This is a genomic window from Candidatus Erwinia haradaeae (genome assembly GCF_900698965.1).
Taxonomy (GTDB): Bacteria; Pseudomonadota; Gammaproteobacteria; order Enterobacterales; family Enterobacteriaceae; genus Erwinia_E; species Erwinia_E haradaeae_A.
The window spans coordinates 608209-635200 of sequence record NZ_LR217725.1 but is presented as its reverse complement, the minus strand read 5'-3'; the positions used below and the strand labels follow the sequence as shown (position 1 = coordinate 635200).

Below are 26992 nucleotides of genomic sequence, written 5' to 3'. Positions count from 1 at the left end.
GCTATGTACACAAAACTTACGTGATATTATATGATGATCCTGATTCTCAAATCGATTTCGTGATAACTAGAGAATATACTCAAAATTATATAATGGTATAAAAATCATTAATGTTTCTTGTAATATGAAGTATTGCCTTAAGTATCAAAAAGATATTTATACATCAAAAAAGATAGTGTTTGCGTCACATGTCGAGTTTTTTTATATCTGAAATTATGGTTTGACTTTCGATATGCATCGATTTATAAGGTATATTACAAAATAGAGATAGCACTATATGCACTACAGATAAAATCATAGTTTAACTTAGTGTTAATAGGTATTAATATGTATGATCTAGAATCATTAGTTTAGGACCGGGGTTCAGCACAACTGGTTCCTTTGCGTAAAGGAAGTACTCTGTGAGCTATCAGATCACAATATTAGTGTTTGCAGGCATCTTCTTGACAGGTTGCATGAGTGCGCCCGTCAAGAGTGAAATTCCTGTTGAACATCAAGACCCATTAGAGGGTATTAACCGTACTATTTTTAATTGGAATTATTCTATTTTAGATCCGTACATCATGCGTCCATTAGCGTTATTATGGCGGGATACCTTGCCTATTCCTATTCGTCATGGCTTGAACAATGTTACTAGTAATCTTAGTGAGCCTAGCTCAATAGTAAACTATTTACTTGAAGGTAATCCTTATAAGGCAGGCTTGCATTTCAGTAGATTGCTTTTAAATACTTTATTAGGTATGGGCGGATTAATTGATCTTGCAAGCATGGCTAATGTAGAATTAGCCAAAGAGGAGCATCGAACATTTGGTAACACATTAGGTCATTATGAAGTTTGCTATGGTACTTATATAGTTATTCCTATTTATGGAGGCTTTACACCCCGTGAAGATCTAGGTAAACTTGTAGATTATTTTTACTTACCATATAGTTGGTTTACATGGTGGATGTCTGCTGGACAGTGGTTTGTAGAAGGTATTGAGACTCGCGCTCAGCTCTTAGATTATGACGACATTACAAGAGAGGTAAAAGATCCTTATGTATTTATGAGAGAAGCTTATTTTCAATATCATGATTTCTTAGCTAAAGATGTCAGTTTAGCTCCTAAAGACCATCTAGATGAATCAGTTATGCAGAACATCATGAGTGAAATTGATTCGTAACATAAGTGCAATCTGATCTTGTTGATAGCTCTTAGTAAGAGCAAATACTATCATAAACATATAGCATTTCTTTAAAAGAAATTAAATAAAATTTTTCCATAGTGGTATAGTTTAATTCGCATTTTAATAAATATTCTTAACAGATTATCAAGCATATATTATTGCATATTCTGCTATAGAAGTAACTTCTATCTAGAAAATGTATTTGTAATACAGATTACAATCTAAGCATGCAAATAAGATATATCATAGGCGTTTGGTACAGTACTGTAGAGTACTACTATTAAATTAGTACACATTCTATAATAAATTAAATAGAGGTTTTTCTTTACAAATTTTTCAGTATAACAGTTGTTTTTATATACTTTCTGGGACTAAAGAAAGATTTAGTATATTGAGAGTACTTTTGGTTGATATGATGATTCTAGTATTGCCATACTGTCAATACAGTTTAGATAAAATAAATTACCTTAAAAGTGAGTTTCAGGGTTAGTGAACGCAGCGCGTAAAATTGACTAGATAGGATATACAAAACATATAGTAAACATGTAGTATATGGATGATTACTAACAGAGACAACAGACAACCTTATTAAATATAAGATCTGTAAGTGCGTTATGATTCAGATCGTAATGCTTATTGCTAGGTTTTATAATTTTATAAAAACTCATTACTTTGCGTTTTATTAGTGAAGGCCAGTATCTCTTTAGCTATTCTGTATGCTACAGAATAGCTAAAGAGATACTAAAATGACGAACTAGTCAAATATTTAATTTTACTACAGCATTTTGTAGTAAAAATTGAGATGATTCATAGTGTCACAGCTATTACAATACAAGTTATATTAACCAAGTGATGATACTGTAGTGCTTCTTTCCCCGGCACAAGAAAGTATATTTATTAAATAATTTATCTGATTGACAGAAGATATATTGAGTATTAGTCTGTAAATTACCGTTTATGCTAATAGATTTAGCAGAAATTAACTGCCTTGCATGACCTCGAGAGGTTGCAAGCAAAGAACTTACTAGTGCCTGTTGTAAATCTTGCGCTTCCTTCAGGATAATCTTTGTGACACCGTCTTCTAGTACTTGGTGAATTTCATTTTCTGTTAATTCTGTGATGTGCCCAGAAAATAAACTCTTTGTAATCCGACGTGCTGTAGTGAGACTTTCTTCTCCATGTACCAACTTAGTTACTAGTTCAGCTAATATTGTTTGAGCAGAGGGAGCGTCATCTCGATTTTTATTCTCATTTTGTAATTCGTGTATATCCTGAATGCTCATCAATGTAAAAATTTTTAAAAAATGATACACATCAGAATCTGACGTGCTCATCCAAAACTGATAAAACTGGTATGGACTAGTTTTTTTTGCATCTAACCATATAGTTCCATTTGAAGTTTTACCAAACTTAGTTCCATCGGATTTTGTCAGTAAAGGTAGTGTTAAACCAAAAACTTGTTTCTGATTGATTCTTCTAGTAAGGTCAATACCTGAAATGATATTTCCCCATTGATCTGAGCCACCAATCTGTAAGATCACATTATGATGTTTGTTTAAGTAAGCAAAGTCATATGCTTGTAACAGATTATAGGAAAATTCAGTAAAAGAAATCCCGTGGTGATTACGATTTAAACGCTTTCTTACCGCCTCCCTGTTAATCATTTGGTTAATAGAAAAATATTTACCAATGTTACGTAAGAACGTGAGCATGGTCATAGAATGAAACCATTCATAATTATTTACTACAATGGCCCGATTATTTTCAGAATAAAAATCTAAAAAACGAGAAAGTTGAAAATGAATTATTTCTGTCCATCTAGCTACATCCAGCGCGTTACATAACATACGCTCATCTGTTTTAAAGCTTGGGTCTCCGATTAGACCAGTGGCTCCTCCCAGTAATATTATTGGCTTATGACCTGCATTTTGAAATTTTTTTAAACATAGTAGCGGCACTAAATGCCCAACATGTAAACTATCGGCAGTTGGGTCTAAACCACAATAAAGTGTTACTGATTTCTGTTCTAATTGTTTTTGTAAGCCGTTTTTATCGGTGATCTGGTTAATTAGGCCTCTTTCGTCTAATTGTTCGATGAGATTACTGCTAGGCATTTTAAACTCCATTTAACAATCTATATCAGACCTATCTTATTCATAATATCTGCATACTACTTTTATCTTGTCTATCCATGAAATATTGTTAGTGAATATGAATATTAGAGCCTTGACAGTAAGGGAGATCTACAGTGTAGATTACTAGAGATCAGTCATTATGCTAAGTAATATAAGCTGATATACATTTGAACTCTGTTGTGATCAGGTCTAATTTTACTAATCTGGTTATTATGTACGAAGCTTTCACAATACTATACAGCAAGAATCAATCGTCAGAAATGAGTAATCTTCTAAAAATGGATAGACTATAACATGCATGAAGATAGTAATTAAGCACGCTAGTAACTGACTAATTAAGTAATCTAAAGCTCATTTGTCCAATACTTAGATCATATTGAGTAAATAGTGAGTCTTAACATCACACTATGGTCATCTGTATTGTACATAACATTAAAGATAACTCCTTTCTGATATAAAACAAAATATTTAGATTGCTTATATACAAATATAATCATAGTGTTTAATGTATTAATTAACATCATTAATTGTATTGTTTTCTTAAATAAAAGTATCTGATACGATCATTATTACTAGATTAAAGAGGTATGTAAGTATTTGAAAAATATCTTAACTAAAATATCTAGCGTGTATTTCTATGTGAGATAGATAGTAAGATTAAAATTTATGGTGGTGGCATCAATTGCTTACTATATAATCATCCGTTAGATTTGCAATCTATCAGAACAGACACTTATATTGTACATCTAGATGCTTTCATAAGTACGTATATTAGATTAGCATAATATCATAAAATAATCCCAGTTTTATATAACGACATTCAATTAGCATTTGTTAAAAGAGCCTACTCCCCGACATATAATAGGTGGTACTATGAAACAAAAAATTGTGAATATTGGTAATATTCAGGTAGCAAATAACTTACCCAGTGTATTATTTGGCGGAATGAATGTTCTAGAATCGCGCGATCTAGCGATGCATGTTTGTGAGCATTATGTTAGAGTAACAGAAAAACTTGGCATCCCATATGTATTTAAAGCCTCTTTTGATAAAGCTAATCGGTCTTCTATTGCTTCATATCGTGGTTTAGGTTTCGAAGAAAGCATGACAATTTTCCAAGATATCAAGAATAGTTTTGGAGTTGGCATTATGACAGACGTACATGAAGTAGATCAGGTAAAGATAGTAGCAAATATAGTAGATGTTCTTCAGTTACCCGCTTTTCTTGCGCGTCAAACTGACTTGATTAGTGCAATGGCAAAGACCGGCTCCGTCATAAATGTTAAAAAACCACAGTTTCTTAGCCCAAATCAAGTAGGCAACATTGTACATAAGTTTTCTAAAGGAGGTAATGAAAATGTTATTTTATGTGATCGCGGTGTAAGTTTTGGTTATGATAATATTATAGTTGATATGTTGGGTTTTAACATTATGAAGCGAGTCTCTAAAAATAATCCAGTTATATTTGATGTGACGCATTCCCTGCAATATCGCTCTCCAATGAGTCAAACCTCTAACGGAAGGAGATCCCAAGTATGTGAATTAGCTCGTGCTGGCCTTGCAGTAGGTATTGCAGGTCTTTTTATTGAAGCTCACCCATGCCCATCGAAAGCAAAATGTGATGGAGCATCTGCGCTACCACTTGATCAGCTAGAGCCTTTTTTAGTACAAATGAAAGCCATTGATGATTTAGTAAAAAGTTTTACGAATATAGATACTAGTCACTAAAAAGAAACCGCTATTGAAAATTAATTATAAGTTATATGTTATATCATTTTTAATGATCTTTAAAAGAATTCTTAACGATCTTTAAAAGAAGTAATTTACGTTATACATTTAGATTAATTTTACATAAAAATCGTCTTTCTGTTTAATCAGTGATTGAAGGTTTTCCATTAATATTGAGAAGCCTTAGGATAGAATCCTATAGAATGAATCAGGTTTGATAGATAAAAAGTATCTTATTAAATCTTACTAAGTTAAGAAAGAACAGATGTGTATTATAATATCTTGCGATCTATACTTCATCTACTATGTGGACGAAGCAGTGGAAATAAGATGACATCACGAATAGATTGGCTGTTCGTAAATAGCATCACTATACGGTCAATCCCAAGCCCCAACCCAGCACATGGAGGTAATCCATACTCTAACGCAGTAATATAATCCTCATCATAGAACATTGCTTCATGATCACCCAGCATGTTTTTCGCATGAGCTTGCATCAGAAAACGTTTTTCTTGATCCTCTGGATCATTTAGCTCTGAAAAACCATTTCCAATTTCACGACCACAGATAAAAAATTCAAAACGGTCAGTTATATCTGGATGAATATCATTACGACGTGCTAATGGCGATACTTCTGCTGGGTATCCTGTAATAAAAGTAGGTTGGATTAGAGACTCCGCCACTGTTCTTTCAAAGATTTCCGTTACTATACGACCCAGTCCCCAATTTCTCTCAATATGAATATTAAGAGCATTAGCAATCTTTAATGACGCATTAAAATCGTTCAGTATTGGAATACTAATTTTTGGATGATGTCTTACGATTGCTTCTTTCATGGTAATTTCTTCAAAAGGTTCTTCAAAATTAAAACGATACTTACCATATGGTACAATAGTATCGCCTAAAATGTCCTTTGCTAGCGTATAAAATAGAGTGTGAATGAATTTCATTAAGTCTTTATAGTCACTGTATGCCACGTATATCTCCATCATAGTAAACTCTGGGTTATGTCGTGAGGAGACACCTTCATTGCGAAAATTTCTATTAATTTCAAAGATACGTTCACATCCTCCTACTAGCAGGCGCTTAAGATATAGTTCTGGTGAAATGCGTAGATACATGTCAATATTGAAAGCATTATGGTGAGTAATAAAAGGACGAGCAGACGCTCCTCCTGGGATGACTTGCATCATTGGAGTTTCTACTTCTAAAAAATTACGCTCTACCATAAATTGTCTGATACTAGCTATCAGTTGTGAGCGAATTTGAAAGATTTTTCGCGAGGCTGGATTAGTAATCAGATCTAGATAGCGTTGCCTATAACGAATCTCTTGATCAACCAAGCCATGAAATTTATCTGGTAATGGACGCAAAGATTTAGTTAAAAGACGTAGCTTACTACAATGAATTGAAAGCTCGCGAGTTTGCGTTTTAAATAATTTGCCTTCAGCACCAATAATATCGCCTAGATCCCACTTTTTAAAGTTTTCCTGGTCAGGCTCTCCTGACAAGATATTATGAGAAATATATAGCTGAATGCGACCACCTGAATCTTGTAATGTCATAAAAGAAGCCTTTCCCATGACACGTCGTGTTATGATGCGACCGGCTACTGTTACAATTAAATGCAGTGATTTTAATTCTTCTATATCCATGTGATCGTATTGTCTATGAAGTTCTTCAGAGACATGTTTTCGGCGAAAGTTATTAGGAAATGCCTGACCTTCTGTACGTATAGTATCTAGCTTTATTCGCCGTTTTTGTATTTCTTGATTTTTATCCAGCTCGGTTTTACCAGTGTGTGGCTCTCTCTGTAGCATGTGATCTCCTAATTATAAACCCGCTTTTAAACTGGCCTTAATAAAACAATCAATATGACCATCTAGCACCTCCTGAATATTTCGTGTTTCCATGCTAGTACGTAGGTCTTTGATGCGTGAATCATCTAGAACGTAGGAACGAATTTGGCTACCCCAAGTAATGTTCGATTTGTTTTCTTCCATAGTTTTCTGATCTACTATTTTCTGTTGCATTGTGTATTCATATAGTTTAGCTCGTAACTGCTGCAATGCTTGATCTTTGTTTTTATGCTGTGAACGATCACTTTGACATTGTACAACAAGATTAGTTGGTAAATGAGTGATTCGAACTGCTGATTCAGTTTTGTTAACATGCTGACCACCCGCACCAGAAGCACGGTATACATCTATGCGTAAATCTGCAGGATTAATTATTAGATCAATCTTGTCGTCAACTTCTGGATAAATAAATACAGAGCTAAATGATGTGTGACGTCGTCCGCCGGAGTCAAAAGGGCTTTTTCGAACTAGTCGATGAATACCAGTTTCAGTTCGACACCATCCATATGCGTAACTCCCGCTAATCTTAATTGTTGCAGATTTAGTACCAGCAACATCACCATAAGATTCTTCTATTACTTTAGTTTGAAAACCTTTCATCTCAGCCCAGCGCAAGTACATACGCAGTAACATTCTAGCCCAATCTTGAGCCTCAGTGCCTCCAGATCCAGCTTGAATATCCATATAGCAATCAGAATGAACATGTTCTCCTTGAAACATTTTTTGAAATTCTAGCTCATTCAGTTTTTTTTCTAAAGTCCGGAGCTCAACTAGAATTTCCTCATCAATTGTTTGATCACCAATCTCTATTGCTAATGCGCATAAGCTAGAAAGTTCTTCTAATTCTTTTTGCGTATTATGTAGTGATCTAACAATTGCTTCTAATGTAGAGCGCTCTTTACTAAGCGCTTGAGCGCGATTAGGTGTACTCCAGATACTCGATTTCTCTAATTCTACCTGTATCTCTTGAAGGCGTTCTATTTTTACGTTATAACACAAGATATTTTTTAGTACAGTGTAACGCTGAATAATGTCCTGAATGCGGTTATTAATGAGATTGATATCAAACATAATATTAAAATCTTATAGAGAAGTAAATATTTCTAAATATTATGCCATTCTTTGATAAAAGTATGCATAATATTTAAAATATACATATAAGTATTACACTTATGGTAATTGAAATTACTCATGTGATTGATGTATCTATGTATAGAATCTATTAAAAAATCCCTACAAAGAGCATGTTACTATTAACAATATTAATAGCTAATAGTCTCGTTAGATATAGTAGGTCTATGTCTACCAGTAACTTAGATAGATTAGCATCTATAATATCATGAGTAATAACCAAGGCAAATTCTAGTATCATAGACGATGATATATTAATATAGTAATTACTCAATGATTGAATAATAAACATAATATAATTTTTATTATATGTGTTATAGCAGTTATTTTTCCTGCAAGGAAAATTTTAAAAATTAAAACCACTAGATGTAGTATTTAGGTTGTGATTGAAAATAATAAATGATTGGTCATCGATAAGGGGCGTCCTAAAAATCATCTTTTTGCTCTTTCTGTTAATCAGTGCTATATTAAAAAGCTCTAAATAGTTAGAGCTAAATAATAAAATCTTTATAAACGTATCTATATTTCATTTCATTACTAGTTGTAGTCTATTGCATATGTAAAATTATTAAAATACGCTTTGTGATAAAACTCATCGTGCACTGATCAGTTCACCGCAAGATATTGACACAATATGTGCATATTTATATTAATCATAAAGATACTGAAAAAACTCATGTGTTTACAATATATATCTATAATAATATATATCTACAATAATATTGTAACTGATTCTATATACAGGGATATTTATAAAATAAAGATACTTTCAAAGAAGCATCTAATTTGAAAAAAAGTTGGGATAACATGCATTACTATACCACTAGTTTATCAACGAGTAGTTATAATGTTATCATGTCCTCTTATTCAAGAGCATATTCTGATATCGTCAGTTACACTATTAGTAAGCTTATCTACAAACACATATTTTTTAATACAAGCATTATGCTATAATGTTATATGATTCCTATATATAATAAGCACAAATTATTGATACTGATGTACATATTGATACAAACAGTGATCTCTATCCCGAGATAGAGATAAAATATTTTTTTCGAAAAATATTATTGACTTTGCTCATGGCCATAAATTTTATCATGGAGAATAAATAACATGCGTCATCCATTTGTTATAGGCAACTGGAAACTTAATGGAAGCAAGAAATTTATAGATAAATTCATTGTTGATTTATGTCGTGAGCTTCATGGGGTAGCAGACTGTAAAGTAGCTATTGCACCGCCAATGGTGTATCTTGATCAGGCTAAAAAAGCGATGCGTAATAGTAAATTACTGCTTGGAGCGCAAAATGTTGATAGTAATCTCTCAGGTGCCTTCACTGGTGAAATATCTGCTGGTATGCTAAAAGATATTGGCGCTCAATATGTCATCATTGGTCATTCTGAGCGTCGGATCTTACATTTAGAAGATGATCAGGTTATTGCTAAAAAATTTTTTATATTAAAAAATACAGGGCTTATTCCAATACTATGTATTGGTGAAACAGCAGCTGAAAAAATGGCAGGTAAAGCTAAAACAATATGCGCTCGTCAAATTGATGTTATTCTTCAACTACAGGGTTCACAAGCATTTGAGAATACAGTTATTGCGTACGAACCAATTTGGGCTATTGGCACAGGATGCGCCGCTACCCCTGATCAAATTCAAGAAATGCATGAATTTATTCGTGATCATATTGCGCAGAAAGATTCTGCAGTAGCTGATCAGCTAGCTTTGTTGTATGGCGGGTCTGTAACTAAACATAATGCAGATAAAATATTTTTTCAGCCCGATGTGGATGGCGCTTTAGTGGGTAGCGCTTCTCTAATACCTGATTCTTTTATGGAAATTATTAAGTTAGCGTCTGTAAAAAAGCATCGGGTCTAACCGATATCTCGAAGTCAGAAATATCAACATCATCTGTCATATATTTTATTTTATAATCTATGATCGACTAACCTTGATTGATGTAATATTGATAACCTTAAGATTATTTGTTATTCTTAATTTCTAAGCAAAGTAACATGTATGTGCGTATTTATATAATAAGTTTTAAAACCTTTTAAACTCAGATGTAGCAGTCTAAAAATCCATATGCTTTCTTGTAATCTGAAGATTTTTATAGATGTCCCCAAAACATCTCTAGTAATACGTATCCATATCATGTGAAGTACTCTGCAAGAACATCTTTTATGGAGATTGTACTTGATTATAGTTATTTTTATGATTTTAATTATTCTCGAATAGACACATTACTGAGAGCAACAATCAATAGATAGTCTTGACTATATGCATTATTTTGAGAAACGTATAACATCATAGTTCAGGGCTACAACTAGTTAGATCCAGAATCTAATCTTTCGTGTGGAATTGAGATATCAATTTTTCCTTCAAACTCACATAAATCTTTGATGTTACATATAAAACATTTTGGTTTACGCGCTAAGCATGTATAACGACCATGAAAAATAAACCAATGATGGCAATGTATTTGAAATTTTTTGGGTACAAATTTTAACAGATTCTGTTCTACTTCCTGAACATTTCGACCTATCGAAAAATTAGTTCGATTGCAGACACGAAAAACATGCCTGTCAACAGCAATCGTTGGCAGATGAAAGGCGATATTTAGAACTACATTAGCAGTTTTTCGACCAACGCCAGGTAAAGCTTCGAGCGCCTCCCTGTTATTCGGTATGCTTCCATCATAACATTTCACCAAGATACGACAGAGATTGATAATATTCCTAGCCTTAGTCTTCCACAGGCCGATGGTTTTGATGTACTGCTGTAATCCATCTGTATCAAGTTCTAAAATTGCTGAAGCAGTATTTGCAACCGGATATAACTTCTCAGTAATTTTGTTAACGCTAATGTCAGTAGTTTGTGCAGAAAGCACCGTAGCAATGAGTAGTTCGAAATGAGAAGAATAATTTAATTCCGTTACAGGTTTTAGTGTATTTTGCTTCAGTCGCATTAGAATTTTTTTACGTTTTGCATTATTCAAGTGACACCTCTATATACTGTCACATAAAAACAAGAGATCTGACTATCTTAAATGTTTCTATGATGCGTTAAATTTTTGATCAATGAGATATTTTAAGGCTAAAATTAGTCCTAAACTAATAAAGGCACCGGGCGGTAAAATTGCTAACAACAGAGGCCAGTCAAAATGTATGACCTCTACTTTTATTGATTTAGCCCATAAACCCAATAAGTGGTCTGCGCCATCAAATATAGTTCCATTACCAATAATTTCTCGTATTGACCCTAAGAATAGCATAACACTAGTAGCACCGAGACCAATCACTATCCCATCTAATGCTGATAAAAAAACATTATTTTTTGATGCTACAACTTCTGCGCGACCAACTACTATGCAGTTAGTTACAATTAGCGGAATAAAAATACCTAATGATTGATATAAATCGTAAGCGTAAGCATTTATTAGCATATCCATACAGCTCACTACCGCTGCAATAATGATTACATAAATTGGAATGCGAATTTCATAAGGAATCCAATGTCGTGATATAGAGATAGCGCTATTAGTAAAAAATAATACTATTGTAGTCGCTACACCAAGACCAAGCGCATTAGTAGCGTTAGAAGTAACTGCTAGTAATGGGCACAACCCTAATAACTGAACTACTGCGGAGTTATTTTTCCATAGTCCTGCCGTTATAATGTCATTCGCTTTATTCATGATGAACTCCAATAAAGGTGTATCTATAGAATATGCCACTGATATTTAACAAATCGAAGAATTATGCGCATGACGCTATCCACTATAGTAATAAGATAATTATCTTATCATTCTAGTAGGTCTTATCCTAACACTGTAAAATAAGATATTAGTAAGTTTTATAAAAAAGAAACTCATATACTTCGCATTTTTGAGCTTCTACAGAACAGCACTGAGACTGATACAAAATCAATATGGTTGTTGAGTAAGAGAAGTATAAAAATATAATGCATAAAGTTATATGTAGATGCCTTATGGGATATGTAATAATGCTATTAATTTTTAGAACACAAAGCAGATGAAAGGATCATAAATCTTCTGCAGATACATATTACTGAAGCTATGCAGAATCCTTTAGAGATCACGGTTTTACTATATTTATTTAGAGTGAATTATCTAATTACATCGTGTAGTTTTAGCATGTATCCGGCTAAGAATGTTAAATTAAAAATTCATTACATGATAGTGCTCTCAACAGAGATAAGTCGCATAATTTTTTGATTTTTTATAGACCGTATGTTAATATAAGATACATTTTTATATGTAAGTAAGTTCTTTATCTACATAGATCATATCTAGTGAAAATTCCTTAGTTTTAAACTAAAATATTATATATATTTCATGAGCATTCAATTAGTGCTTTTTCTACTCCACTGAATAGTTAACATTACTAAATAGTTACAACAACACAGTTAGTTGCTTTTATCTTCTAACAGGCAAACCGCACTAATATTGATACTTAACAAGCTATAATACTATTTCTAATAGTATTAAGATGCAATCCTATTTTACGCGTGCAACATATTCACCTGACCGAGTATCTATTTTAACAACTTCCCCAATTTTGATAAATAGTGGCACTTTTACTATAGAACCACTAGAAAGAATAGCAGATTTAGTACTTGTACCGGTAGTATCACCTTTTAAACCTGGGTTAGTATCAATAATTGCCAGTTCTACAAAATTTGGTGGTAAAACTTGTATAGGTCTGTTATTCCATAGAGTTACAACACATTCAGCGTTACGAAATAACCATTTAGCTGTATTACCTACAACATTTGCTTCAATACAATGTTGTTCAAAGCTTTGTGGATCTATAAAATAAAAAAAGACATCATCATTATACAAATAATTTAAGTTTGTATCTTGTACATCTGCGCTCTGGACTGTCTCTGTGGCTTTAAATGTTTTTTCTAGCCGACCTCCTGTTAATAGCCGGCGCATTTTAATTCGTGCAAAAGCTTGCCCTTTGCCTGGTTTGACAAATTCGCTAGATTCGATCGCACAGGGTTCACCGTCAAATATAATTTTCAAGCCAGATCGAAAATTATTAATAGAATACGCTGGCATAATCGGTCCTCTATAATTTATTTTTGGGACTAAGTTCAATGATTTGAATGCATTAAACATATGAAACCTTTCTTAACTACTCAGACTTCTATTAAAGAAGATTGGATATCGCAACTTGCTAACGTCATTACGGATTTTAATGAGTTGTTAGCATTATTAGGATTGTCGCAGCATCCTGATCTCATAGCACAACACACTGTAAGAGATCATTTTTCTCTACGAGTGCCTCGCTCTTTTGTTGCGAGAATGCAGAAAGGAGATCCTCAGGATCCTTTATTTTTGCAGGTTGCTACCTCACAAAACGAATTGATTAGTGCATTAGGCTACAATATCGATCCATTAAGCGAGAGCAGCTATAATGTATGCTCTGGCATATTGCATAAATATCATAATCGGGCATTGTTTTTAGTAAAAGGTCGCTGCGCGGTGCATTGTCGTTATTGCTTTCGGCGTTATTTTCCTTACAAAGATCACAAGGGGAATAAAGTTAACTGGCAAAAAGCCTTACAGTATATTCACAGACAAAATAATCTAGATGAGATCATTTTGTCTGGAGGTGATCCATTGATAGCAACAGATGCTGAACTAAGCTGGCTGTTTACACAACTTGAACAGGTTCCGCATTTGAAACGTATACGAATACATACTCGTCTTCTAGTTGTTATCCCACAACGCATTACTACAGCATTGTGCGAGCGTATAAAGCGGTCACGATTAAAAGTATTAATAGTTACTCATATCAATCACAGTCAGGAGATTAACGATGAGCTTTGTCATGGTATTTGGCTGTTAACACGTTCGGGTGTTACTTTTCTCAATCAAAGCGTTTTGTTGCATGATATTAACGATAATGCAGTTACACTTGCAGCGTTAAGCAATGCGTTATTTGATGCTGGCATTCTCCCTTATTATTTACATCTTCTAGATAAGGTGCATGGATCAGCGCATTTTTATGTTAGCGATGATCGTGCGCGTATAATCTTTCGCGATTTCATCACGAAAGTTTCAGGCTATATGGTTCCAAAATTAGTCCGAGAAATTCCTGGAGAATTAAGCAAAACACCGATAGATTTAAATATGCATCAAGAAAAAATACAAATAAATGTTTAATAAGAAGAGTTACTATACACTAATCATCAAGATGAAGATTTTATTAATATCTCAAGAATAACATTGCAGTAGTCAGTATAAATTACATTAATACTGACCACTGCAATGTCTTGTGACTATTTTATCTTAAATGCTTCGAAGAAGAATGGTTATACTCTATATCATATAGTCTCTATTACCTACATATCTATTACCTATATATCAATTGAATATTTTATATGAACAATCTCACGATAGTATCGGCTTGACGAAAAATCAAGGGTTTATTTTTAATAAATGTATTTATAGGTGTTATATGCGTTAACATATAAGTTAATTAATAATCTTAACTAGTACTTGGATATGGATTGTGCTATTGATATTGTTATATCAAACAACATAAAAGAACATTTATACACTTAAGTGTATGTATTTTAAGATTCATTTATTGATATGTTATCTTTTATCTAAGATATTTACTATTCCAAATCGCTCAAAATTAAACATATGATACGAACAATCACGTTCTAGATAGAATCAGCTATCGCTGATATATAAAGCTTTTACCCCTATAAAAACCATGTAAACTGTAAAACTTTTAATAGCAAATCAAATATAAATTTTATATAAATATCAGCACACAACATAAGAAAATTATATCTCAGATGCGCATGTGATCTTTAAAATGAAATATTTTGTTAAAGATTAATTATTAGATTATATGGTATACAATTAGATCATACGATAGATTGTTTTTGCGATAGTTGTAATGGACAATCATTGGTTTAAAAGGTTGGGTAAATTACCTTCAATCGCTAAAAACTACTGTTTTGCCATACTAAATCCTACTAAATGTATTGAAATATGCAATACAGACTCATTAAGCAGTTATGATAGCGCTCTAAGATAAACTAAAAGTTAACTAGATATAGATTCGTTACCCAGTCAGCCGTCAACACATTAATAGGTGAATAAATAGAAAACATCTTTATGAAATAACCATATGTTGCATATTTAACTAAATTAACTAAAAACGATTTATACTATATAGCCACAGCACTTTTTATATTTTTTTTCTGAACCGCATGGACAAGAGTCATTACGGCCAATAATGTATCCAGGATGCTTTGTAGAGAGAGACTTTTCTACTTCAGTTTCGACGTTTACTTCATGAACACACTGTTGCTCTGGTACAACCTTTAATGTCTTTTTTATATGTAATCGAGTGTCTTTCTTACCATATTCTTGTAGAATACATAGTTTATCAACTTTATTAAGAGTTTTAATAGCTTCATATTTAAGTAATTCTAGCATTTGAGCAAACATCATAAAAGATTCTCTTTTATATTCTTGTTTAGGATCTTTTTGGGCGTAACCACGTAGATGAATTCCTTGTCGTAGGCAATCCATCGCAGAAAGATGCTCTGTCCATAATGCATCTATACTGTGTAATATTACATTTTTTTCTAAGTTACAGATGATCTCAGAATTCACTAGATCTCTTTTTTGCTGATATTGAGATTTTGCTGCATCTATTATACGCTTACGCAGCGCCTCATCCTCCATATCTGGTATTTCAACTAACCACTCAGAGATAGGAATGTTGAGCTCAAAATTTTTTGTAAGATGTGTCTGTAGACCAGAAATATCCCAGATTTCCTCCATGGACTGTCGTGGAATATAACGATCGATAATCGTTGCATAAACATCTTCCTGCATATTAGAGATAATATCTGAGATGTCATATGAGTCTAGTAATTTATTACGTTGAGAGTAGATGGCATGCCTTTGGTCATTAGCCACATCATCATACTCTAGCAGCTGTTTGCGTATCTCAAAATGACGACTCTCTACTTTACGCTGTGCATTAGCAATAGCTTGCGTGACCCATGGATGCTGAATTGCCTCACCTGATTTCATCCCTAGCTTGCGCATCACACGAATCATACGATCTGAAGTAAAAATTCGCATCAGTGTATCTTCCATGGATAGATAGAAGCGAGAGGACCCAGGGTCGCCTTGACGACCTGAACGACCTCTGAGCTGATTATCGATTCTACGGGATTCATGACGTTCTGTTCCAATAATGTGCAAACCACCTGATGCCAACACTAGATTATGGCGCTTTTTCCATTCTGTTTTACTTTTTTGAATCTGCTCATCATTTGTCTCTAAAGGAGCAGTAAGTTCAGTATGCCATTTTCCGCCAAGTGAAATATCTGTTCCGCGACCAGCCATATTAGTGGCAATGGTTACAGACCCTATTTGGCCTGCTTGTGATATGATTGCAGCTTCATGAGCGTGAAATTTTGCATTTAGTACAGTGTGTTGGATCCCAGCACTAGTTAATGCATGAGAGACCATCTCGGATTTTTCAATAGAAATAGTTCCTACCAGGACCGGCTGACCATGAGCTTTTCGCTTATGAATATCGTCAATAATCGCTTTAATTTTTTCTCTCTCAGTCATGTAAACAAGATCAGGGAAATCTTGGCGGATCATCGGGCGATTAGTTGGTATAACAATAGTGTCTAAATTATAAATAGCATGAAACTCAAAAGCCTCAGTATCAGCTGTTCCAGTCATTCCAGCTAATTTTTCATATAGTCGAAAATAGTTTTGGAAAGTAATCGATGCTAATGTTTGATTTTCATTATGAATAACTACGCCTTCTTTAGCCTCAATAGCCTGGTGTAAACCATCTGACCATCGACGTCCTTGCATAGTGCGGCCGGTATGTTCATCTACGATAAGCACATCACCATTTTTTACAATATAGTCGACATTGCAAATAAATAAAGCATGGGCGCGTAGAGCAGCAATAACATGATGCATGATAATTATATTGCTTTGTGAATAAAGCGAGCTTCCATCAGTTAGTATTCCTTTCTTAACAAGTAATTGCTCTACAATTACCAGTCCACGCTCGGTCAGATGCACCTGACGAGCTTTCTCATCTACTGAGAAATGACCTGACCCCTGGAATTTTTCAGAATCTTCTTTTTCCTGGCGAACAAGATATGGGATAATTTCATTAATCTTGATATATAGGTCAGAGTTATCTTCAGTGGGTCCAGAAATAATCAGCGGGGTTCGCGCCTCGTCAATAAGAATTGAATCCACTTCATCAACAAGAGCATAATGCAACTTTCGTTGAACTCGATCCTCTACGCTGAAAACCATATTGTCACGTAAATAATCAAACCCATACTCATGATTAGTTCCATAGGTAATATCGGCTGCATAAGCTGCATATTTAGATGAATGAGGCATACCCGGTAGGTTAATCCCTACACTAAGACCAAGAAATTCAAATGTTGGCCTATTGTTTTCTGCATCCCGCTTCGCCAAGTAGTCATTTACTGTGACTATATGCACTCCATATCCGGATAGAGCGTTTAAGTAAGCAGGTAGCGTTGCTGTCAATGTCTTTCCTTCACCGGTTCTCATCTCAGCAATACAGCGATTATTGAGTACTATGCCACCAAGCAATTGAACATCAAAATGCCGAAGACCACAAACGCGTTTACTTGCTTCACGCACAGTAGCGAAAGACTCCGGTAGTAAATTCTCTAATCTTTCACCACCTTTAATCCTGGCACGAAATTCAGTTGTTTTTTGTCTTAGCTGCCTATCATTTAGCTTAATAAAATCTGGCTCTATTTGATTAATACGATCCACAATCTTATACATGCGCCGTAATGCGCGATCATTTCTACTACCAAAAAATTTTGTTAAGAGTTTGCTAAACATAATGAATAAGTTCTCAAGGTGTCTTCTAAAGACAATACGTACCAAATATGCTTGTAATATATCGATATACGTATTAAGGAGATATAGTTTAGGATCGGTAAAAAGAAAATACCAGTACTTTGAGTTAATTATAGGTGAATTAATATATATTCATATATATTATCAGTTTATCAAGCATACTGAGCTCTAATCTTTTATGACATTTTAGAGAATTCAAGATTTTTAAAAACCGTAAAATATATAAAATATATAAAATATAGGTTATTATACACCTATACATCAAACATTTTATAAAATTACTTATATATTTAAATAAGATACATTTTGTATAATAAAATTTATGTCAGTTAATGACTTGACATTTAAGAGCTTTACAACATAAATCTCTAGGAATATTTAAAATTTATTATTTTTGGGGCCGATAAATGCGCGATCATCAACCACAGTTAATTCAAAGTTTTTTAGAAAAAGCTCAAAAACAAAGCACATTACAATGTATTTATCAGCGAACTACAATCTTGAACGGAATCCGTCTTTTAATTCGACAAGTTATACCTGAATCACTGTATCCTTGGTATAATGTAGCTAACATACATCAAGGTATTTTAATACTGCATGCAGCAAATGCTAATTATTTAATGTATCTACATTATGAGCAAACTCATTTACTTAACATAATAAGAGAACAAATATTACCATCATTAATATCTATTCATATCAAGATCGACCCCACGATTACAATGCGAGCAGAAAAGATTGTACAAGACAATAACCCCTCTGCATGCACACTAAAAACACTAAAAACTCCATTTAGGCAACTTGGCGAGAAAAGCGCAAACATCTTGCTTCATATTGCAAAAGACTGTCCAGAAAAATTAAAAAATACTTTAGAAAGATTAGCGCTGTTCTCTGTAAACAGAGATACGTTACTTAGCGATAACCAATAGTGTTAGATTATGAAAATAGTAGGTTAGGTTTTATAAATGTGATTGGTAGTAAGTCGGTATGCTCAAAAGTTGCCAGTTCCCATGCTTCTTTCTGGGATAACACCGTTTGTAACAGTTTGTTATTTAGTGAATGTCCTGATTTGTAGGCAGTAAAGGCACCTATGATACTATGGCCACACATATATAGATCACCAATTGCATCAAGTATTTTATGACGTACAAATTCATCTTTAAAGCGTAGACCTTCTGTATTTAAAACACGATATTTATCTACCACTATCGCGCAGTCAAAGCTGCCTCCAAGACATAGACCTCGGCATTGTAGATTTTCTATATCATGTATAAATCCAAAAGTACGTGCCCGACTAATTTGGGATGTAAATGTCTCAGTAGAGAAATCCATATAATAACGCTGCGTGCTTTCATCAATTGCTGGATGATTAAAATCAATTGTAAAATCCAATGAAAAACCATGATATGGTGAAAATTCTGCCCATTTTTCACCTTCTTGAACTCGTACTGATTGTTTAATACGTACAAATGTTTTAGCGCTATTTAATTCTACGATGCCGGCATCCATTAGTAAATAGATAAATGGTGCCGCACTACCATCCATAATGGGGATTTCAGGTGCATTAACTTCTACAATGATGTTATCTACGCCTAATCCTGCAAGAGCTGCATTAATATGCTCTACTGTTGAAATTCTGACTTTATGCTCATTAACTAAGCACGTGCATAGCATAGTATCGCGCACTGATTGCGCTTTAGCTGGAATATCTACAGGAGGATTTAAGTCAGTACGACGATAAATTACTCCGGTGTTAGCCAATGCGCAACGCAGGGTCAAGGTAATTCTTTTTCCAGTATGCAGACCAACACCAGTTGTCTGAACAGTGCGCTTTAATGTCCGTTGTTTAATCATTTTGTGATCTCAAAATGAATCGTCTTACCGTAAATGCGCATTGCATAAAACAATGCTGACAGATTGTATCTGTCAAAGACCTGATCTTCTGTCTAATCATTCGAATCCTTGTATTCTGATTTTTTACGTAGAAATGCTGGGATATCTAGATAGTTAGATGGTTGACTTAACTTTGTCTCTTGTTCGTGTGCCGTTCTTACAATAGGTTCTGATTCTAGTGTCATCGACGGTAGTCCGTGCTGTTGATAACGATCATCTATCATAGCATGATGTATGGATTTTTTATCAGTCACTACTGCTATATCAGGGCGCCTGCTCACACCAATACCAGTGGCCACTACTGTTACACGCAATGTATCGTGCATTTCAGGATCTAATGAAGTACCGATCACTACGGTGGCACTATCAGAAGAAAATGCACGAATAGTGTTACCGATAGTTTCAAACTCATCTAAACGAAGATCAAAACCAGCAGTGATGTTTACTAGGACACCACGTGCACCAGACAGATCAATATCCTCGAGTAATGGGCTAGAAACTGCCATTTCAGACGCTTCTTCAGCACGATCTTCACCGCATGCAATACCAGACCCCATCATTGCATAACCCATCTCAGACATCACAGTGCGAACATCAGCAAAATCAACATTAATGAGACCTGGTCTAGTAATCAATTCGGCAATGCCTTGTACCGAACCTTTCAAGACATCATTAGCTGCACCAAATGCGTCGAGTAAGGAAACCCCTCGACCTAGCACTTTAAGTAATTTATCGTTAGGGATAGTAATTAATGAGTCAACGTACTTAGACAGTTCTGTTATACCTTGCTCTGCAAATGACATTCGTTTTTTTCCTTCAAAATTAAACGGCTTTGTCACTACAGCAACAGTTAGAATGCCAAATTCTTTTGCTACTTTTGCAACTACTGGAGCTGCACCAGTACCTGTTCCACCACCCATACCTGCGGCAATAAATACCATGTCTGTATCTGTTAGTATCTGACGTAATACCTCGCGATCCTCTTCGGCTGCGTTTCTTCCTATCTCCGGGTTTGCACCAGCTCCCAGACCTTTAGTAATGGCATTACCGATCTGGATAGTTTGGCTAATAGTTGTTTTACGCAATGCTTGGGCATCTGTATTTATCGCAAAAAATTCAACACCTGAAATACTTTCCCGGATCATATGTTCAACAGCGTTTCCGCCACCGCCACCCACGCCAATGACTTTAATGATAGCGTCATTAGTTAACTCTAAGGGTTCAAACATAATATCACTCCATTACATACTATTCTTTTAGGGTTACTAAAAGATAAAGAATAATCCCTATGTTAGAAAAAATTAAAACTCTTTTTTTAACCATCGATTGATTTTTGTAAGCCAGAGACTTACTGAAGCTCTATGTTTCATAGCTTTTTTATTATTAATTCGATCTTCTTTTCCATAATGCAGTAAACCCGCTACCGTTGAATAAGATGGTCCCTGCATAGTTTTTATTGAATCAGAAATATAAATTGGATGTCCAATGCGGACTTGCGTATGAAATACACTCTGCGCACATTCTACTAGGCCGTTGATTTGTGAAGCCCCACCAGTGAGCACAACGCCTGCTGCAAGATGATATTTTGCATTGCTTTGAGATAAACTATTTTGGAACTGTACAATTTCATCATTGACTAAATGCAGTAGCTCTGTATAACGTAGCTCAATAATTTCTGTCAGTGTTTTAAGCTGAAGGTTTTGGGGTAAACGGCCTCCTACGCTTGGAACTTCCACAGCTTCATCTTGCACAGTAAGCGTTCCTAATGCACACCCCTTACGTAATTTAATATCTTCTGCATCAGCGGGAGGAGTTCCAAAGGCATAAGCAATATCACTAGTGACAATATGTCCTGCATATGGAATCACTTTACTATAACGCAAGGCGCCATTAGTATATATCCCTATATCCATAGTTCCACCACCAATATCGACCATGCAAACCCCTAGCTCTTTCTCATCTTCAGTTAATACTGCCAAGCTAGATGCCAAGCCAGCAAAAATTAATTGATCTACCTTTAAGCCACAGCGGGCTACTACTTTAACAATATTCTTTGCCATATCGTTATGGCATGTTATTAGATGCACCTTAGCCTTCAGACGCACACCAGAAAGGCCGACTGGATTTTTAATTCCTTCCTGATAGTCGATAGCATATTCCTGTGGAATCACATGCAGGATACGGTGCTCATCACGCACGCGCACAGATTGAGCAGTATGCACAACCGTATCTACGTCTTCCTGCGTTACCTCTTCCTCAGAAATAGGAACGATTCCTATTTCGTTCTGACAGCTAATATGTTGGCCTGATAAAGCTAGATAAACGGATTCAATTTGACAATCTGCCATTAATTCAGCCTGATCTATTGCCTTTTTTACACATTTTACTACTAATTCAAGGTTAGTTACACCGCCTTTATCCATGCCACGAGATAGAGATTCCCCGATTCCGATAATATTTATTATGCCATCAGGCAGAACCTCTCCTACTATGGTTACAATTTTAGTAGTTCCTATTTCTAAACCTACTAATAGTTTTTTATCTATCAATTTGATCATTGCTCTTTAACCTATACATTACTATATTAGAATCACTTAGTGATCTAATCTCGAGAAATATGAGGTAATTAACTTCTTAGAGAAATCATAGCACTAGCAGAGCTCACATACATAACATATTTATGTGATATTTTTTTCTAAAAATAGCTAAAATAGATATATATTACAGATCATACCTCAATATTTTTATAGTTCGATAATATTATTGTATTTAATATGTATCCTGATCGATCATCATGTTATTATGTAAGAGAATTAACGCTCTATATGCTAATACTATTACACTGTTCATTGAGGTTGTCTTTCTTGTAACAAGACTGACTTGAGAAGTAATGTGGCAAAGATTTTTCTATCTCTTCCACCGTTTAAAACGGTAAACAATTCAATAAATGCCGTGCATTACTTATTTTTCTTATTTTACTACATCAAAGGCGGACTGTGGTGATTCGATTCGAAGTCACAACAGATTTAAACTCATATGTATTATTCTTTGCATACAGTGTGATGCTAATGGATCCCAGTATGCTACATATAAGACAATCTATTTGATCTATACAGCACAACACCAATTCTATTGCTAAAATTTTGTATTTATTCATACAAAACTATAGGTGTTAGATTACACGGATTGATTGCTACAAATCTTAATTTTTATATTTATTTCTTTGTTTTAAAGAAAATATTTTAAAGCAAAAGTGCATATATTATATTTTTAATATAGGTTTGATGTTAGTCTCCAGTTTATCAGATGTTTACTATGTAGCTTGTTATATACTGTTAGTGTTACTCTGATAATGGTATGCGGTATCATGAGGTCTATGAAGTATTTAATCATTACTAGTATGTAGCTTGTTATATACTGTTAGTGTGAGTCTGATAATGGTATGCGGTATCATGAGATCTATGAAGTATTGAATCATTACTAGATTGAGTACTGTTTGATATAAACGTATGTCATAGATTAACCTCAAAATTGGATCTATTGCTCTTAATTAGCTAAATCTAGGATACGCCCTACAAGTTCTGAAAAACTTATTCCCGCCTTGCTAGCTGCCATTGGTAGTAAACTGTGATTACTCATTCCGGGGGAAGTATTAACTTCTAGCAAATAAAAACGTCCAGCAGAATCTGCCATTACATCAATGCGGCCACATCCTGCACAGCCTAGTGCATTCCATGCTGCAAGACTCAAGGATTTTAAATCCTCTTCTTGTTGAATACTTAGACCTGATGGGCAAAAATATTTGGTATCACGCGAAATATATTTGGCATGATAGTTATAAAATTCTCTAGAGCACTGAATTCGCAACGACGGTAGGACTGTTGTACCAATTACGCCGACCGTATACTCGTCGCCGCTGAGAAACGCTTCTATTAATATTTTTTTATCATAACGAAAAGCGTTTATTAATGCTGGCTCTAAATCTGATATATAATTTACACGTGAGACACCTAGACTGGATCCTGAACAATTCGGTTTAACAAATACAGGTAGTCCTAGCTGACTAAGTTTTCTTTTTATTTTCTGAGATAAGCCTCCATTTATTTGCGACTGATGCAATGAGATAAAAGGAGATGTTGAAAGACCATAACCTTTCCATAGATATTTACTCTGTATTTTATCTATACTCAGAGCAGAAGCTAAGACTCTGCTTCCAGTATAAGGAATCTTCAGGTGCTCCAACACGGCCTGAATTGTACCGTCTTCACCACCTTGTCCATGTAATGTGATAAAGGCTTTAATAAATCCCTCTTGTTTTAATTGAACAATCGGAAAATCACGTGTATCTACAGGATAAGCATTAACTCCAATACCCTTTAGGCCATGCAAAACGGCCTGTCCTGACAATAGAGAGATCTCACGCTCCGAAGAGCAACCTCCCATCAAGACTGCTACTTTTCCAGCCATCATAATCTCCTGTCTTGCTGGATTACACAAACTTACACTATAATAGTGCTTTAGCAATATCACAGGCAACAGTTTCAATATTTCCAGCGCCTTGCACTAAAATAAGATTGTTTCCTGTTAATCTCGGAAGAAGATTGTCTATTATTCTGTCATGATTAGATATTAAAATCGGATTTATTTTTTGACGATCCTGAATGGCACGGCATAGTGAATTACTATCTGCTCCACTTATTGGTAATTCACCGGCAGAGTACACCTCTAGCATGATTAGCTCATCAACCTGAGATAGCGTATTAATAAAGTCAGAATGCAAATCGCGAGTACGGGTATATCGATGTGGCTGAAAAATCATAATGAGGTTCCTGTCTGGCCACCTAGCACGTATAGTCTTGATAGTAACATCTATTTCTGTTGGGTGATGACCGTAATCATCAATCAATATAGCTGTACCTTTGCTACCATTTACTCGAGCTAATGGATACTCACCAAGAATATCGAAGCGCCGACTAACCCCCTGAAAATTCTGCAATGCACAGATAATATCTGCATCGGCAATACCATCTTCAGTTGCTACTGCTATCGCAGCAGCTGCATTAAGCGCATGATGCAGCCCGGGGGTATTGAGGGTAACTTTTATTAATGGTTTATTCTGACGTATCAGGTGAAAGCAGCCTTTTCCTTTATGATGTTGATAGTTCTGAATCTGGACATCAGCATTTTTTCTACATCCGTAAGTTATAATTTTACGTTTTATTTGCGGTATAATACTACGGATAGCTTCATCATCAACACATAAAATCGCTCTTCCATAAAATGGAAGATTATGCAAAAATTTGATAAAAGTTTGTTTAAGTGTGTTAAAATTACCCTGGTAAGTATCCATATGATCAGCTTCAATATTTGTAATCACTGCCAGGATTGGCTGTAAGTATAAAAACGATGCGTCACTTTCATCTGCCTCAACAACCAAATAACAGCTTTTTCCAAGACGAGCATTAGCGCGAATTCCTTTGATCATTCCTCCATTAATAAATGTAGGGTCTAAACCCCCTTCTTGATATATGCATGCAATCATGGCAGTAGTAGTTGTTTTTCCATGCGTCCCAGAAACAGTAATTCCATATCGGGACCGCATTAATTCTGATAGCATTTCTGCACGTAAGATGACTGGAATATTGGCCTTATGTGCTGCCACCACTTCTGGGTTATCTTGTGATATCGCGCTTGATATGACTAATACATGAGCGTTTTTTATATTTTCTGGACAATGATGAGCAAAGATGATCACTCCAAGCGTCTTTAGATATTGCGTGATTGCGTTAGGTGATAACTCTGAACCACTAACTATATAACCCTCCTGTGCTAAAATTGTAGCAATTCCACCCATTCCAGACCCACCAATACCAACAAAATGAAAATGTCGCAAACAACGCATTTTAGATGTAATAAGACCCACTATATCCACTGGCTTAGCGTTAACCATTTTAACCTACCAGTTATTTTTTACATTTAGATTTTTAGATAAACACATTTTAAATAAAAACAATTTATAACACATCATAGATAAATACATGTATTGCGTATTATTCATACAGGAATATTAGCGTAACGCATTTTTGATTACAGAGGATACACGTGTGGTTGAATCTAATATAGCTATAGAGCGAGATTTTTCAGCCATGACTAAAAGTGTGCGACGATCCAATACTGCTAAGGTCTGTGATACTATATCAGCAGTGAATTCCTTCTGTTCACAAATAATTGCGCCACCAATTCTTTCTAATTGTAGTGCATTCCAGTATTGCTGGCGGTCCTTGTGCTGGAAAGGGACAAAGATTGCTGGAAGACCAACAGCAGAAATTTCGCTAACAGTCATAGCACCGGATCGACATATAACTAAATCGGCCCAAGCATAGGCAGCTGCCATATCATCAATAAATTCTGATATTAAATAAGGTGAATATTGCACTTTAGCGTAATTTTCTCTCACGATATTAAGAGAACCCTTACCAACCTGATGCCATAGATTAATTTTTCGACCCATTTTTGCTGCTACTTGAGGCATAGTCTGGTTAAGTATATTTGCACCTTGACTACCTCCCAGAACGAGTACGCAGATTGAGCCTTGACGTCTTGAAAAACGCACAGATGGTTCAGGCAGAACCAACATATTTTCACGTATTGGATTTCCAACAACTTCTGCAGAAGTAAGCGCTCCTGGAAACGCTTGTATTACTTTACTGGTAATCGAGACAACCACTTATTAGTTAATCCAGCAATACCATTCTGCTCATGAAGCACTAGAGGTACACCACAACTCCATGCTGCTAAGGCACCTGGACCGGATACATAGCCCCCCATTCCCAATACTACATCTGGTTGCCATGACTTAATAATTTTTCGTGCTTGATGCCAGGCATATAAAATTCTAATTGGTGAAGATATCAAGCTTAGAATACCTTGATTACGTAAACCGCTAATCTTGATGAATTGAATGTCAATGCCATGTTTAGGGACTAAGTGTGACTCCATTCTCTCAGAAGTGCCTAGCCAAAGCACTTTCCAGTTTAATCTGATTAGATAATTAGCGACAGCTAGACCCGGAAAAATATGCCCTCCGGTGCCACCAGCCATTACCATTAGTTTTTTGTTTGTCAT

At 34.9% G+C, this 26992-nt stretch carries 17 protein-coding genes and 1 pseudogene; 5 read left to right on the top strand and 13 right to left on the bottom strand.

The annotated features are described in order from the left end of the window. Positions 1–401: 401 nt before the first annotated feature. Positions 402–1163, top strand: coding sequence for an MlaA family lipoprotein (locus CIPSTX3056_RS02035; RefSeq protein WP_072666295.1), 762 nt, complete (start codon positions 402–404; stop codon positions 1161–1163). An 839-nt stretch (positions 1164–2002) separates the two neighbouring features. Here CIPSTX3056_RS02035 and tyrS read toward each other — a convergent pair. Beyond that, positions 2003–3280, bottom strand: coding sequence for a tyrosine--tRNA ligase (tyrS, locus tag CIPSTX3056_RS02030; protein ID WP_072666294.1), 1278 nt, complete (start codon positions 3278–3280; stop codon positions 2003–2005). A gap of 894 nt (positions 3281–4174) precedes the next feature. Here tyrS and kdsA point away from each other — a divergent pair. Then, entirely contained in the window at positions 4175–5029 is an 855-nt protein-coding gene (gene kdsA / locus CIPSTX3056_RS02025; protein ID WP_072666293.1) for a 3-deoxy-8-phosphooctulonate synthase, read from the top strand. 296 nt (positions 5030–5325) lie between these two features. Here kdsA and lysS read toward each other — a convergent pair whose 3' ends face one another. Further along, positions 5326–6849 (bottom strand): lysine--tRNA ligase, encoded by a 1524-nt coding sequence (gene lysS / locus CIPSTX3056_RS02020; protein ID WP_072666292.1) that lies wholly within the window; start codon positions 6847–6849, stop codon positions 5326–5328. Between the two features lie 12 nt (positions 6850–6861). After that, a complete protein-coding gene (prfB, locus tag CIPSTX3056_RS02015; RefSeq protein ID WP_072666291.1) occupies positions 6862–7959 on the bottom strand; it encodes a peptide chain release factor 2 in 1098 nt (365 codons plus the stop codon). Between the two features lie 1176 nt (positions 7960–9135). Between prfB and tpiA the strand changes: the two genes are divergently transcribed. Further along, positions 9136–9906 (top strand): triose-phosphate isomerase, encoded by a 771-nt coding sequence (tpiA, locus tag CIPSTX3056_RS02010; RefSeq protein WP_072666290.1) that lies wholly within the window; start codon positions 9136–9138, stop codon positions 9904–9906. A gap of 448 nt (positions 9907–10354) precedes the next feature. Here tpiA and nth read toward each other — a convergent pair whose 3' ends face one another. From nth to efp, 3 genes are all read right to left on the bottom strand, one after another. After that, positions 10355–11026, bottom strand: coding sequence for an endonuclease III (nth, locus tag CIPSTX3056_RS02005; RefSeq protein ID WP_072666289.1), 672 nt, complete (start codon positions 11024–11026; stop codon positions 10355–10357). A gap of 57 nt (positions 11027–11083) precedes the next feature. After that, positions 11084–11725, bottom strand: coding sequence for an electron transport complex subunit E (locus CIPSTX3056_RS02000; RefSeq protein WP_072666288.1), 642 nt, complete (start codon positions 11723–11725; stop codon positions 11084–11086). Positions 11726–12547: 822 nt separating this feature from the next. Further along, positions 12548–13114, bottom strand: a complete 567-nt coding sequence (gene efp / locus CIPSTX3056_RS01995; protein WP_072666287.1) for an elongation factor P — start codon at positions 13112–13114, stop codon at positions 12548–12550. 60 nt (positions 13115–13174) lie between these two features. Between efp and epmB the strand changes: the two genes are divergently transcribed. Beyond that, positions 13175–14224, top strand: coding sequence for an EF-P beta-lysylation protein EpmB (epmB, locus tag CIPSTX3056_RS01990; protein ID WP_072666286.1), 1050 nt, complete (start codon positions 13175–13177; stop codon positions 14222–14224). Between the two features lie 1017 nt (positions 14225–15241). Here epmB and secA read toward each other — a convergent pair. Then, positions 15242–17956: a preprotein translocase subunit SecA gene (gene secA / locus CIPSTX3056_RS01985; protein ID WP_072666285.1), complete on the bottom strand. Its 2715-nt coding sequence runs from the start codon at positions 17954–17956 to the stop codon at positions 15242–15244. A gap of 425 nt (positions 17957–18381) precedes the next feature. On the opposite strand from secA, the gene CIPSTX3056_RS01980 reads away from it, so the two are divergent. Next, a complete protein-coding gene (locus CIPSTX3056_RS01980) occupies positions 18382–18903 on the top strand; it encodes a DUF721 domain-containing protein (RefSeq protein WP_072666284.1) in 522 nt (173 codons plus the stop codon). A gap of 7 nt (positions 18904–18910) precedes the next feature. Here the strand turns inward: CIPSTX3056_RS01980 and lpxC are convergent, their stop codons facing one another. The 6 genes and pseudogenes from lpxC to murG form a co-directional block, all read right to left on the bottom strand. After that, entirely contained in the window at positions 18911–19828 is a 918-nt protein-coding gene (lpxC, locus tag CIPSTX3056_RS01975; protein ID WP_072666283.1) for a UDP-3-O-acyl-N-acetylglucosamine deacetylase, read from the bottom strand. Between the two features lie 92 nt (positions 19829–19920). Beyond that, positions 19921–21096 carry a cell division protein FtsZ gene (gene ftsZ / locus CIPSTX3056_RS01970; RefSeq protein WP_072666282.1) on the bottom strand — a complete coding sequence of 392 codons (1176 nt, stop codon included), beginning with the start codon at positions 21094–21096 and terminating at the stop codon, positions 19921–19923. A gap of 72 nt (positions 21097–21168) precedes the next feature. Next, the gene (ftsA, locus tag CIPSTX3056_RS01965; protein ID WP_072666281.1) at positions 21169–22425 is read right to left on the bottom strand and encodes a cell division protein FtsA; all 1257 of its coding nucleotides are present in this window, start codon (positions 22423–22425) and stop codon (positions 21169–21171) included. Between the two features lie 988 nt (positions 22426–23413). Beyond that, entirely contained in the window at positions 23414–24334 is a 921-nt protein-coding gene (locus CIPSTX3056_RS01960; RefSeq protein WP_072666280.1) for a D-alanine--D-alanine ligase, read from the bottom strand. A 37-nt stretch (positions 24335–24371) separates the two neighbouring features. Beyond that, positions 24372–25817 (bottom strand): UDP-N-acetylmuramate--L-alanine ligase, encoded by a 1446-nt coding sequence (gene murC, locus CIPSTX3056_RS01955; RefSeq protein ID WP_072666279.1) that lies wholly within the window; start codon positions 25815–25817, stop codon positions 24372–24374. A 117-nt stretch (positions 25818–25934) separates the two neighbouring features. Continuing rightward, a pseudogene (gene murG / locus CIPSTX3056_RS01950) lies at positions 25935–26992 on the bottom strand (undecaprenyldiphospho-muramoylpentapeptide beta-N-acetylglucosaminyltransferase).